The following is a 12,044-nucleotide window of genomic DNA, read 5'->3' on the forward strand; positions in this document are numbered from 1 at the left end:
AAAGCATGATCCGGAAATGTGCGAAGCGGTTTTCCCTCGCGACAAACGCCAAAGGCGTTTGCGCGGAGATCATGCTCAAACAAAGAGCTAAAGCGCGATGACCTGACTTTGAATCGAGCAGGCTCCGCTTCCTCTCGCCCCGCGCTTGGGCGAGGGGTGGCTGTACGATTTCGGAATATTAGAAATATACCCCTGAGTTGCCCGACGTGTCAAGCTGCCCTGTCGAACGCCGGCAGCCGCCAGCTCCTTTGCATGGGGTTGTTTTCGATATTTTGGTAGCGCGCACCTGCGGCGGCAGGGCAATCGTGCTCGATCGCTCCACGGACTAGTCATGCCCGGTCTTGGGCCGGGCATCGGCGATACCAGCTAACCGGCCGCCCGGGGCAGGGAGCCGTTGGCCGTGATCTCGGCCGAGAGCTCCTCGATGGTCTTGCGCTGCTCCATCGCTGCCCGCCGGATCAGCGCAAAGGCGGCCGGCTCGGCCAGCGCTTGGGTGTGCATGACCTGAAGCACCGCGGCGAGCACGACGCGGCGGGATCGAAGCCGCTGTTCGAGCTTGACGACCTGCTGCTTCAGCTCGTGGGTGCGCTCGCTTCGCTCGAAGGCCAGCACGAGCGCGGCATAGATGCCGGCCGAGCGCAGCGGCTTGACCAGGAACGATGCGGGATCGAGGTCGAGCACCAGCTTCAGGCGGCTCGGCGTCTCCGTGCCGAGCAGGGCGATGACCGGGCTGCGTCGAAGCGAGGTGCGCTGCGCCGGTGAGGTGAGCGGCAGGAACTCGTCGTCGATCAGCGCCACGTCCGGCCGGCAGTCGATATTGACGCCGGGCTCCAAGCTCGGCTCCCATGTGACGATGTCGATCCCGAGACGCTCGAACTGGCGCCTGACGATCGTAGCGTCGCGCTCGTCCTTGATGGCAACGAGCGCCTTGCGTCCGCGCAGCGAAAACGACGACGGCTTGCTCATTTCACGACCCGCAAATGCGGCGCATTCGGCAACGTTCCATCCCGTGCGGGACCGGCGGCGATGTCGAGCTGCGTCAGATAAGGATCCGGTCTGACCGGCGCTTCAGCTTCCCAGAAGATGTCGAACTGTCCATCGGCGTTGGAGACGGCGAGCCGCGGCGTCAGGACGCAGTGGTTGTTGCTGCCGTCGATCCAGACCGGACCTTGCGGCGAATTGTAGCGATGGCCGGCCGCGGCACGCCGCACCTCGCCGATGTCGGATGTGCCGGCGCGCTGCAATGCGCGGGCCAGCAGATAGACTGCGACATAGGCGGACTGGCCGTCGACGGACGGGCTAGAGTGCTCGCCGTGACGTGCCTTCCAGCGCGCGACGAAGGCCTGGTTCTCGGGCAGGCGAATGCTCTCGAAATAGGCCGACGACGTGATGCAGCCGGCCGATGCGGGGCCGGCGATCTTGAGCTCGGGCTCGCACAGGCTGCAGCTCAGCATCGGGATGTCGAGACCCGCGCCGAGGGTTGCCGCATGGAAGGCGCGGATGAAATCATAGCTCGAACTGCCGACCAGCGTGTTGAAGACGACCGGCGGCCGGCGCCGCACGATCTCGTCGACGATGTGCGTGACCGCGCTTTCACCGAGTTCGAGCAGGCGTTCTGCGAGGATCTTTCCCCGCGCCGCCGTCACCAGCTCGCGGGTGACGCGATTGGTTTCCCAGGTCCAGACATAGTTGGAGCCGACACAGAAGATCTCGCGCGACAGATTGTCGAGCACGTAACGCACCAGCGGCAGCACGTTGTGATTGGGCGAGGCGCCGACATAGATCACGTTGTCGGAACATTCGAACCCCTCATAGCGCGCCGGATACCAGAGCATGCGATCGGTGCGCTCGACGATCGGCAGCACCTGCTTGCGCGAGGCCGAAGTGTAGCAGCCGATGATGTGCTCGACCCCGACATTGCGAATGAGGTCGTCGCAGACCGTATGGTATTCCGAAATGATCCCGCGGGGATCGCGGACATGCGCAGCGATCGAGAAGTCGAACTCGTCCTGCTCGTTGATCTCGTCGACCGCCATCATGGCGCTCTTCAGGATCTCGCGTCCCATGGCCTGATAGGGCCCATGCTGCGAGCAGATAATGCCAACGGGGATGGACGGCTTTGTCATCGACGACTTTCAATGCAACTTGCGAAGGAAATCATCTTCGCAGAGGTCGGTGCAAGAGGTCATGCCGATTTGCTGCGCATGCACCTTGCGAAATTTGTGCAGCCAGCCTCGTTGACAACGCGCTGCACACCTCCTTAGAATTTTCTCCTACAGGGCTTCCTGTCGAACCTTGCGTGCGTCGATCTGGCCGATGACGTCCCGATCGCCGCGCAGAGTGCTCCGTTCGATCACGGTCCCTTGCGATAGATCATAGCTGCGGCATTTGGGCCATTCGTCCCCTTCGTTTCGGAGGGGCGGGTGGCTTTTTGCTTTTGCCGCCAAACAAATTGGCGACACGCCCGTGTCGCCAAGCCGGAGGCGCATGCGCGGTGATGGGCAGTGCCTGCGCTTGCGTCGTGCCAAGTGCGGTGCCAAGTGCGGGGATGAGAAACGATGCCGACGACGGATCTTCACTATCTCGGACTGATTGAGGTCGGGCAGCAAATCCAGGCCAGGAAGCTCTCGCCGGTCGAGGTGACCAAGGCGATGCTCGGACGGATCGATCAGCTCGACGGCAAGCTCAAGAGCTACGCTCATGTGATGGGCGAGGCAGCGCTTGCTGATGCAGCAGCGGCCGAAAAGGACATCTCGTCCGGCAAGATCAAGGGACCGCTGCACGGCGTGCCGATTGCGGTGAAGGATCTGTGCTGGGCCAAGGGCGCGCCGGCCGCGCACGGCATGACCATTCATCGCGATTTCCGTCCGAACGAGGACGCGACGGTGGTGGCGCGGCTGAAGGATGCCGGGGCGATCATTCTCGGCAAGCTGCAGCAGACCGAGGGTGCCTATGCCGACCATCACCCGAAGATCGATCCGCCGAAGAATCCTTGGAACGCCGATCTGTGGTCCGGTGCGTCCTCGAGCGGTTCCGGCGTCGCCACCGCCGCGGGGCTTTGCTTCGGCTCGCTTGGAACCGATACCGGCGGGTCGATCCGCTTTCCCTCGGCCGCCAACGGCATCACCGGGCTGAAGCCGACGTGGGGACGGGTCAGCCGTTACGGCGCGTTCGAACTCGCAGCCACGCTTGACCATATCGGTCCGATGGCGCGCAACGCAGTTGATTGCGGCGCGATGCTCGCCGTGATCGCAGGGCAGGATCCCAAGGACACCACCTCCGTGCCGCTGCCCGTGCCGGATTATCTCGCAGGCCTGACGGGAGAATTGCGCGGCGTGTCGATCGGGGTTGATCGGCGCTGGACCAGCGAGGGCACCGACGAGGCTGCAGGCAAGGTGCTCAGCGACGGCCTGCGCGTCGCGGCTGACCTCGGCGCGACAATCAAGGAGATCACGTTCCCTGATCCGAAGGCCGTCATCGAGGACTGGTTTCCGCTGTGCGGCATCGAGGTGGCCGTGGCACACGAAGCAACCTATCCCGCGCGCAAGGACGAATACGGTCCGGCGCTCGCCGGCCTGCTCGATCTCGGCCGGGCGCAGTCCGGCATGGACTATCAGAAGATCGTGCTGCGGCGTGAGGCGTTCCGCGGCGCGGTGCGGCTGCTGTTCGAGGCGGTCGACCTCATCGCGGTCCCGGCCCAGGCGTTCGCTGCGCCGACATTGGCCAAGATGGCGGCGCTGGGTGAGGACCCGTCGCTGATCACCGGGCTGCTGCGCTTCACCTGTCCGTTCGACATGACCGGCAGCCCGACCGTGACGCTTCCCGGCGGCTTCGCACCGAACGGTGGCCCGGTCGCCTTCCAGTTTGTCGGCCGTCACTTCGACGAAGCAAGCCTCGTTCGTGCGGGCGATGCCTTCCAGCGCGTCACCGACTGGCACAAGCGCCATCCCGCGATCTGAGCCTAAGGAGCCGTTCGCATGACCGAAGATTGGTTGAAGAGTTCCATCATGGCCAAGCGGGCCGTCGCCAAGGGCGCGACCGGCACGACCCATAGTCTGACGATCGAGCAGCAGGGCGGTTTCCATTATGTTTATGGACCCTATGCCAAGCCGACCCTGTCGATCGATCCCGGCGGGGTGGTCGTCGTCGAGACCGAAGATGCCTTCGGCGGCGTGCTCACCGGCGAAAGCGACAGCCCCACGGCCAAGCTGAATTTCCCTTACCTGAACCCGCAATGCGGGCCGATCGCCGTGAAGGGCGCCAAAAAGGGCGATTGCCTCGCCGTCCATATCCGCGACGTCGAGACCCGCGGCGCGCAGCCGGCCGGCACGACCTGCATCATTCCGGAGTTCGGCGGCCTGGTCGGGACCGCATCGACGGCACTGCTCAATCCGCCGCTGCCCGAACGCGTCAAGAAGCTGCATGTCGACCGCAACGGCGTGCGCTGGAGCGACAAGATCACGCTGCCCTATGAGCCGTTCATCGGCACGATCGGCGTGTCGCCCGAGATCGAGGCGATCTCCTCGCTGCAGCCCGATTATCACGGCGGCAACATGGATCTGCCCGACGTCGCTCCGGGGGCGATCATCTATCTGCCGGTGCATGCCGAAGGCGGGCTGCTCTATGTCGGCGACTGCCACGCCACGCAGGGCGATGGCGAACTCTCGGGCGTCGCGCTCGAACAGAGGGCGACCGTGACGCTGCAGATCGACCTGATCAAGAACTGGAGCTTTGCCTGGCCGCGGCTGGAGACGCGCGACTTCATCATGACGATCGGCAGTGCGCGCCCGCTCGAAGACGCGGCGCGGATCGCCTATCGCGAGCTCGTGCGCTGGATGAGCGCCGATTACGGCTTCGATGAGATCGACGCCTACATGCTGCTCAGCCAGGCCGGCCGGATGCGGCTCGGCAACATGGTCGACCCCAAATACACGATGGGGGCGTCGATCCTGAAGAATTACCTCAAGGCGTGAACTTCCAACAATCATTCAACGACAGGGAACATCGCGATGAATTCGGGGCGAATAGTTGGAATGGCTTTGCTTGGTGCAATGCTTGGAATCGCGGCAATAGGTAACACGCAGGCGGCAGAACCGCCGCTGAAGGTCGGCTTGCTGGAGGACGTCTCCGGCGACCTTGCCTTCATGGGCATGCCGAAGCTGCACGGATCGCAGCTGGCGGTCGAGGAGATCAACAAGAGCGGCGGCATTCTCGGCCGGCAGATCGAGCTGATCCATCTTGATCCGCAGGGCGACAACGCCCGCTATCAGGAGTTCGGCCGGCGGCTGCTCAATCGCGACAAGGTCGATGTACTGATCGGCGGCATCACCTCGGCCTCGCGCGAGGCGTTGCGTCCGATCGTCGATCGCACCACCACGCCGTATTTCTATACGAACCAGTATGAAGGCGGTGTCTGCGACGCCAGCATGGTCAGCATGGGCGCGGTGCCGGAGCAGCAGTTCTCGACCCTGATCCCCTGGATGGTCCAGAAGTTCGGCAAGAAGGTCTACGTCATCGCCGCGGACTACAATTTCGGCCAGATCTCGGCCGAGTGGAACCGGAAGATCATGAAGGATCTCGGCGGCGAGGTCGTCGGAGAGGAATTCATCCCGCTCGGCGTGTCGCAGTTCGCGCAGACGATCCAGAACATCCAGAAGGCGAAGCCGGACTGGCTGCTGACCATCAATGTCGGCGCCGCGCAGGACTCCTTCTTCGAGCAGGCGGCCGCGGCCAATCTCAACCTGCCGATGGGGTCCTCGATCAAGGTCATGCTCGGCTTCGAGCACAAGCGGTTCAAGCCGCCGGCGCTCAACAACATGCATGCGACCGCGAACTGGTTCGAGGAGATCGACACGCCCGAAGCCAACGACTTCAAAAAGCGCTGGCACGCCAAGTTCCCCGACGAACTCTACATCAACGACATGGGCTACAACGCCTATAACGCGCTCTACATGTACAAGGCGCTGGTCGAGAAGGCGAAGTCGACCAAGCTCGAGGACATGCGCAAGGTGATCGCGTCTGGCGATGCCTGCATCGATGCGCCCGAGGGCAAGGTCTGCATCGATCCGAAGAGCCAGCATACGTCTCACCGCATGCGCCTGATCTCGGTCGGGCCCAAGCATGAGGTGACCGTCGAGAAGGACTACGGAACGATCCAGCCGTACTGGCTTGGCGAAATCGGCTGCGATCTCACCAAGAAGAACGACAAGGATCAGTACACGCCGAGCCATCTTCCCAGCAAATCGTGATGCGTGCGGGCACGAATCTTGCTCGTGTTGTGCGTCATGACTTGCAAGCGAAGCGGCGCCGCAATGATGCGGCGCCGTGATAACGGAGAGCGGAATGGCGGCTGAACTCTTCTCGGTATTCTATCAGTTCGCCGACGTCTTCGCGTTCCTGATCCTGTCGGCGGCCGGCCTTGCCATCGTGTTCGGCATGATGGGCGTCATCAACATGGCGCATGGCGAGTTCATCATGTGCGGCGCGTACGTGACCGTGGGACTTGTGAATCTCGGCGTGCCGCTGCCGATCGCTCAGATCCTGGCGGCGCTGACGGCGGGGATCATCGGCATGATCGTCGAGCTCCTGATCGTGCGCCGCTTCTACAAGCGTCCGCTCGATTCACTGCTCGCCACCTGGGGCCTCAGTCTGATCGTGACGCAGTCGATGCTGCTGATCGTCGCTCTGCCGTGCGCGGCATCGGCACGCCGGAAGGAAGCTTCGCGATCGGCGGCTATACGTTCTCGACCTACCGCCTGGTGCTGTTCGGCGCTGCGGTGGCGGTGCTGGCGGGGCTCTACATCATCTTCATGAAGACGCGGTTTGGCGTGATCGCGCGGGCGACGATGCAGAACGCCGCGATGGCGAAGGCACTCGGCGCGCGCACCGGACGGATCTATTCCATCAGCTTCGGGATCGGCACCGCGCTCGCGGGACTGTGCGGCGCGCTGTACGCGCCGACCATGACGCTGATCCCGACCATGGGCGCAACCTTCGTGGTCGAGAGCTTTGTCACCGTGGTGATCGGCGGCGCCAATGTCCTGCTCGGAACGGCGCCGGCCGCGGTGTTCCTGGCGATGATCCGGATGGCGCTGAATGCAAGCTACGGCCAGATCATCGGCCAGATCGGCATGCTGTTTGCTGTCATCCTGATCATACGTGTGCTGCCTGAAGGGCTATCCAGCGTGCTGGTGCGTCGTGGGCGCTAGACGGGAATTTCCGATGTTGAAGCTGCTCGACGGTCCGCAGACGCTCGGACGCGGCAAGATCTTCTGGTCCTGTTTCCTTGCCGTGCTGGCGGGCGCGCTGATCTATCCCTTGTTCGCCGATTCCTACGACGTCGGCAATTTCGCTTACTTCCTGATCTGGATATTCATGGCGCTCGGGCTCTGCCTGATGTGGGGCTATGGCGGCATGCTGTCGTTCGGCCAGACCTTCTTCTTCGGCATCGCCGGCTACGGCTATGGCGTACTCGCCATCAACATGGGCGGCGGAACGACTACGATCGCCGCGCTCGTCCTTTCGGTCGTGATTGCGATGATCGCGGCCGGGATCCTCGGCTACTTCATGATCTGGGGCGGCATCAGCGGGATCTTCTTCGGCATCGTGACGCTGTCGGCGACGCTGGTGCTCGCCTTCTTCCTTGGACAGACGGCCGGACCGGAATGGCATATCGGCTCGGCGCGGTTGAACGGCTTCAACGGCATGAAGGGAATGGACCCGCTCACCGTCGGCAGCTTTGATATCGAGGGATCGGCGCTCTATTACGTCATGATTGCGCTGATCGTGATCGTCTACATCGCGCTGCGCATGCTGGTGAACTCGAGTGTCGGCAACGTGATCGTGGCGACGCGGGAAAATCCGCAGCGCGCCGAGATGCTCGGCTACGACGTCCGCAAATACCAGCTCCTGACCTTCGTGATCGGCAGCGGCCTCGCGGGCCTCAGCGGCGCGCTCTACACGTCCTGGGGCCAGTTCATCACGCCCTCCAGCATCGGCCTGCCGGCTGCCGCGATGCCGATCGTGTGGGTCGCGTTCTCGGGCCGCAATGATCTGACCGCGACCCTGGTCGGCTCGTTCCTGCTGCTGTTCGGCTTCCAGACCATCACGGTGTACAGCCAGCAGGCCGCGCTGGTGCTGATGGGGGCGTTGCTGCTCGCCACCGTGATGCTGGCGCCGCAGGGGTTTGTGCTCGGTATCGGCAAGCTCGTTGTCGACCGGTGGAACCGGCGCCGACGCCGCGACGAGGTTCCTGCGCTGGCCGATACCAGCCGCCTGCAATCGGATGAGACTTGATTCATGGCACTGGTCGATGTGAAGGGCGTCTCCAAGCGTTTCGGTGGATTGACCGCGGTCTCCGAGGTCGACCTGACGGTCAATGCCGGCGAGGTCCACTGCCTGATCGGACCGAACGGGGCCGGCAAGAGCACGCTGTTCAAGCTGATCGTCGGCCTCTATCCGCCGACCACGGGCAGTATCTTCTTCGACTCCATCGACATCACCGCCGAGCGGCCCTACGCGCGGGTGCAGCGCGGCATGAGCATCAAGATGCAGGCGCCGAGCGTGTTCAGGGAACTGCCGGTGCGGCAGAACATCCAGGTCGCTCTCCAGGAGCGGCTTTCGGGCGCAGAATGCGTTGCAGAGGAAGAACGGCTGCTGACGCTGCTCAATCTGGCTGACGACGGCGGCAAGCTCGCCGGCGCGCTGTCGCACGGCCAGCAGCAATGGCTGGAGATCGGGATGGCGTTGGCATTGCAGCCGCAGCTGCTGCTGCTGGACGAGCCGACCGCCGGCATGTCGCCGGAGGAGACCCACAAGACCGGCGAGCTGATCAAGTCGTTCAACGCCGAAGGCATGACGGTGCTGGTGGTCGAGCACGACATGGCGTTCGTGCGCCAGGTCGCCCAGCGCGTCACCGTCCTGCATCTTGGCAAGATCTTCGCGCGCGGCAGCCTCGAGGCTATCCTGGAAGACGAGAAGGTCGCGGAAATCTATCTGGGTAAGACCCATGCCCACTGATCGAATTCTGGACGTCTCGGGACTTTGGGCGGGCTACGGCGCGACGCCGATCCTGCAGGGCGTCAGCATGCAGGTCTCGCGCGGCGAGATCGTCGGCGTGATCGGCCGCAATGGCGTCGGCAAGTCGACGCTGATGCGCTGCCTGATCGGCCTGCTGCAGAGCTGGCGCGGCACCATCACCTTCATGGATCAGGATGTCACGCAGCTCGAGGCCGATGCGCGGGCGCGCGCCGGCTTCGGCTACATCCCGCAGGGCCGCGACGTGTTTCCGCAAATGACCGTCGAGGAAAATTTGCAGGTCGGCGAGCTGATCGGCGGCCCCGATGGAAAGAAGCTCCCGGAACTCGTCTACGCGTATTTTCCGCGCCTGAAGGAGCGCCGGCGGCAGGTCGCCGGCACCATGTCGGGCGGCGAGCAGCAGCAGCTTGCGATCGGTCGCGCGCTGATCGGCAATCCGTCTCTGATGATCCTCGACGAGCCGTCCGAGGGCATCCAGCCGTCGATCGTGCAGCACATCTGCGAGGCGTTGCAATCGTTCCGCGGCGAGCTCGGGACGACGATCATCTTCGTCGAGCAGAACCTCGACACCATCCTGGCGATCGCCCAGCGCTGCTACATCATGGAGAAGGGCAAGATCACGCGGTCGCTGGCCGGTGAGGAGGTCAACGAAGACAACGTTCGCGCGCAGCTGCTGCTCTGATCGGCTGCGCCATGTGGTGAATAGCGTTTCCATAATCGATAATGACGGAGGGAATGGACATGGATCTGGGACTCAAGGGAGCAAAGGTTCTCGTCACCGGCAGCACCAAGGGCATCGGCAGGGCAATCGCCGACACTTTTGCCGCTGAAGGCGCCAATGTCGGTATTTGCGCGCGCAACCGGGCGGATGTCGACGCCGCGGTTGCCGCGATCAAGGCCAAGGGCGTTGCGGCGTTCGGCGGCGCGGTCGACGTCGCGAACGGACCGGCGTTGAAGGCCTGGGTTGCCGACATGGCATCCAAGCTCGGCGGCGTCGATGTCGTGGTCGCCAATGTCAGCGCGCTCTCGATCGGGCAGGACGAGGAGAGCTGGGAGAAGGAATTCTCCACCGACATGATGGGCACGGTGCGGCTCGTCAACGCCGCGATGCCCCATCTCGAGAAGAGCAAGGCGGCAGCGATCGTCACCATCTCCAGCGTCTCGGGTCGCGAAGTCGATTTTGCCAGCGGTCCTTACGGGACGTTCAAGGCTGCGATCATCCACTACACGCAGGGGCTTGCCTACCAGCTCGCCGCCAAGGGCATCCGGGCCAATTCGGTGTCGCCGGGCAACACCTATTTCGAAGGTGGTGTCTGGAACATGATCAAGGACGGCAATCCCGAACTGTACAAGTCAGCGCTTGCGCTCAACCCGACCGGCCGCATGGGCACGCCGCAGGAGATGGCGAATGCCGCGGTGTTCCTTGCCAGCAAGGCGGCGAGCTTCATCACGGGGACCAACCTCGTCGTGGACGGAGCGTTGACACGCGGCGTCCAGTTCTAGGCGCAGCAGGCCGTCAGCACAGTGATGAGACCGCCGCCCGGAGCGGCGGTCCGGGCAGGCATTTTCCGAAAACAGCAGGGCGTCAGATGTCAGCGGATCCATTGCACTACAAGTCGATCACCGAGATCGCCGGGCTCATTCGCCGCGGCGAGGTGAAGTCTTCGGAGATCACGGAGGTGATCCTCGGCCGGATCGCGAAACTGGATGGGCAGTTTCACGGCTACGCGCACGTTCTTGCGGAGCGCGCCATGGCCCAGGCGAAACAGCGCGATGCGGAGATCGCCAGGGGCATCTGGCGCGGCCCGCTGCACGGCGTTCCGATCGGGCTGAAGGACCTCTGCTACACGACGTTTGCGCCAACCACGGGCGGCACCACGATCCACGCCAAGTTCGTGCCGTCCTTCAACGCCACGATCGTGGACCGGCTCGAAGTCGCCGGCGCGGTGACGCTCGGCAAGCTCAAGATGACGGAGGGCGCCTACACCAGCCACCATCCGGCCGTCGAGGCTCCGCTCAATCCGTGGAATGTGAACTATTGGGTCGGCTCGTCATCGAGCGGATCGGGTGTCGCGACCTCGGCGGGGCTCTGTTACGGCTCGATCGGCAGCGACACCGGCGGCTCGATCAGGTTTCCGTCGGCGACCTGCGGCCTGACCGGGATCAAGCCGACCTGGGGCCGCGTCAGCCGTCACGGCATCTTCCCGTTGGCGGACTCGCTCGATCACGTCGGGCCGATGTGCCGCAGCGCTGCGGACGCCGCGGCGATGCTGGGCGTCATCGCCGGCGCTGACGCCAACGATCCGACCGCGTTACGGGCGGTAGTGCCGAACTATCTGGCCGGGGCAGGCGAGGGCATCAGGGGCCTGCGGATCGGCGTCGATCGCAGGTACACCCAGGAGGGTATCGACCGGCAGGTCGTCACCGCCCTGGTGCAAGCCGAGCGTACGCTCGCCGATCTCGGTGCCGACATCCGCGAGGTGCATGTCCCGCCGTACCAGAAGCTCGTCAGCCAGTGGATTGCGATGTGCTCGGTGGAGACGGCGGAGGCGCATCTCGACACTTACCCGTCGCGGAAGTCGGAATACGGGCCGGACCTCGCCCAGCTGATCGAGCAGGGCAGGGCGATGAGCGGCGTCGACATTGCCGCGATCCATCACGAGCGGCTGAGGTTCGCGGGCAGCCTCGCCGCGATGTTCGAGGATATAGATCTCCTCTTGATCCCGACGATGCCGGTGCCGATCCCGACGCTGACCAAGATGAGCGAGTACGGCGCCGACCCCAACGTGCTCTTGAGCATCCTGCGCTTCACCGCGGTATTCGACTTCTCGGGCAGCCCGACCATCACCCTGCCGATGGGCATGGCCTCGGACCAGATGCCGCTCAGCATGCAGCTGGTCGGTCCGCATCTGTCCGAGGACGTGTTGGTCCGCGCCGGCGCCGCGTTCCAGTCGGTTACGGACTGGCATACGCGGCGGCCTCCTGTCGAATGAGGCCACCGTCAACCG

At 63.9% G+C, this 12,044-nt stretch carries 10 protein-coding genes and 1 pseudogene; 9 read left to right on the forward strand and 2 right to left on the reverse strand.

The features are described 5' to 3' along the window. Nucleotides 1–366: 366 nt before the first annotated feature. Together AKN84_RS31605 and AKN84_RS31610 are read right to left on the reverse strand one after the other, a co-directional pair. A complete protein-coding gene (locus AKN84_RS31605; RefSeq protein ID WP_050424396.1) occupies nucleotides 367–966 on the reverse strand; it encodes an ANTAR domain-containing response regulator in 600 nt (199 codons plus the stop codon). Next, nucleotides 963–2,126: a transporter substrate-binding domain-containing protein gene (locus AKN84_RS31610; protein WP_050424397.1), complete on the reverse strand. Its 1,164-nt coding sequence runs from the start codon at nucleotides 2,124–2,126 to the stop codon at nucleotides 963–965. Before AKN84_RS31610 ends, AKN84_RS31605 begins: the two co-directional genes overlap by 4 nt. A 432-nt stretch (nucleotides 2,127–2,558) precedes the next feature. Here AKN84_RS31610 and AKN84_RS31615 point away from each other — a divergent pair, with 432 nt between their 5' ends. The 9 genes and pseudogenes from AKN84_RS31615 (at nucleotide 2,559) to AKN84_RS31655 (ending at nucleotide 12,029) form a co-directional block, all read left to right on the forward strand. Next, nucleotides 2,559–3,959 (forward strand): amidase, encoded by a 1,401-nt coding sequence (locus AKN84_RS31615; RefSeq protein ID WP_050424398.1) that lies wholly within the window; start codon nucleotides 2,559–2,561, stop codon nucleotides 3,957–3,959. 18 nt (nucleotides 3,960–3,977) lie between these two features. Then, nucleotides 3,978–4,973 (forward strand): acetamidase/formamidase family protein, encoded by a 996-nt coding sequence (locus tag AKN84_RS31620; RefSeq protein WP_050424399.1) that lies wholly within the window; start codon nucleotides 3,978–3,980, stop codon nucleotides 4,971–4,973. A 60-nt stretch (nucleotides 4,974–5,033) separates the two neighbouring features. Further along, nucleotides 5,034–6,248, forward strand: a complete 1,215-nt coding sequence (locus AKN84_RS31625) for an urea ABC transporter substrate-binding protein (protein WP_244485619.1) — start codon at nucleotides 5,034–5,036, stop codon at nucleotides 6,246–6,248. 94 nt (nucleotides 6,249–6,342) lie between these two features. Further along, nucleotides 6,343–7,208, forward strand: a pseudogene (locus tag AKN84_RS50485) (ABC transporter permease subunit). A gap of 13 nt (nucleotides 7,209–7,221) precedes the next feature. Further along, the gene (locus AKN84_RS31635; RefSeq protein ID WP_050424401.1) at nucleotides 7,222–8,295 is read left to right on the forward strand and encodes a branched-chain amino acid ABC transporter permease; all 1,074 of its coding nucleotides are present in this window, start codon (nucleotides 7,222–7,224) and stop codon (nucleotides 8,293–8,295) included. Nucleotides 8,296–8,298: 3 nt separating this feature from the next. Then, the gene (locus AKN84_RS31640; protein WP_050424402.1) at nucleotides 8,299–9,018 is read left to right on the forward strand and encodes an ABC transporter ATP-binding protein; all 720 of its coding nucleotides are present in this window, start codon (nucleotides 8,299–8,301) and stop codon (nucleotides 9,016–9,018) included. Beyond that, a complete protein-coding gene (locus AKN84_RS31645; protein WP_128971301.1) occupies nucleotides 9,008–9,718 on the forward strand; it encodes an ABC transporter ATP-binding protein in 711 nt (236 codons plus the stop codon). The genes AKN84_RS31640 and AKN84_RS31645 overlap by 11 nt, the downstream gene beginning before the upstream one ends. A 59-nt stretch (nucleotides 9,719–9,777) precedes the next feature. Then, on the forward strand, nucleotides 9,778–10,539 hold the full coding sequence (locus AKN84_RS31650; protein WP_050424432.1) for an SDR family NAD(P)-dependent oxidoreductase: 762 nt from the start codon (nucleotides 9,778–9,780) through the stop codon (nucleotides 10,537–10,539). An 86-nt stretch (nucleotides 10,540–10,625) separates the two neighbouring features. Beyond that, on the forward strand, nucleotides 10,626–12,029 hold the full coding sequence (locus tag AKN84_RS31655; RefSeq protein ID WP_050424403.1) for an amidase: 1,404 nt from the start codon (nucleotides 10,626–10,628) through the stop codon (nucleotides 12,027–12,029). The last annotated feature ends 15 nt before the right edge of the window (nucleotides 12,030–12,044 follow it).

Origin of the sequence: Bradyrhizobium tropiciagri (assembly GCF_001189845.1) — a bacterium.
GTDB classification, from domain to species: domain Bacteria; phylum Pseudomonadota; class Alphaproteobacteria; order Rhizobiales; family Xanthobacteraceae; genus Bradyrhizobium; species Bradyrhizobium tropiciagri.

Excerpts from the sequence above, each read along its gene's own strand:
- AKN84_RS31605 (WP_050424396.1), bottom strand. The coding sequence starts at position 966 with ATGAGCAAGCCGTCGTCGTTTTCGCTGCGCGGACGCAAGGCGCTCGTT.
- AKN84_RS31650 (WP_050424432.1), top strand. The coding sequence starts at position 9,778 with ATGGATCTGGGACTCAAGGGAGCAAAGGTTCTCGTCACCGGCAGCACC.
- AKN84_RS31610 (WP_050424397.1), bottom strand. The coding sequence starts at position 2,126 with ATGACAAAGCCGTCCATCCCCGTTGGCATTATCTGCTCGCAGCATGGG.
- AKN84_RS31625 (WP_244485619.1), top strand. The coding sequence starts at position 5,034 with ATGGCTTTGCTTGGTGCAATGCTTGGAATCGCGGCAATAGGTAACACG.
- AKN84_RS31615 (WP_050424398.1), top strand. The coding sequence starts at position 2,559 with ATGCCGACGACGGATCTTCACTATCTCGGACTGATTGAGGTCGGGCAG.
- AKN84_RS31640 (WP_050424402.1), top strand. The coding sequence starts at position 8,299 with ATGGCACTGGTCGATGTGAAGGGCGTCTCCAAGCGTTTCGGTGGATTG.
- AKN84_RS31655 (WP_050424403.1), top strand. The coding sequence starts at position 10,626 with ATGTCAGCGGATCCATTGCACTACAAGTCGATCACCGAGATCGCCGGG.
- AKN84_RS31620 (WP_050424399.1), top strand. The coding sequence starts at position 3,978 with ATGACCGAAGATTGGTTGAAGAGTTCCATCATGGCCAAGCGGGCCGTC.
- AKN84_RS31645 (WP_128971301.1), top strand. The coding sequence starts at position 9,008 with ATGCCCACTGATCGAATTCTGGACGTCTCGGGACTTTGGGCGGGCTAC.
- AKN84_RS31635 (WP_050424401.1), top strand. The coding sequence starts at position 7,222 with ATGTTGAAGCTGCTCGACGGTCCGCAGACGCTCGGACGCGGCAAGATC.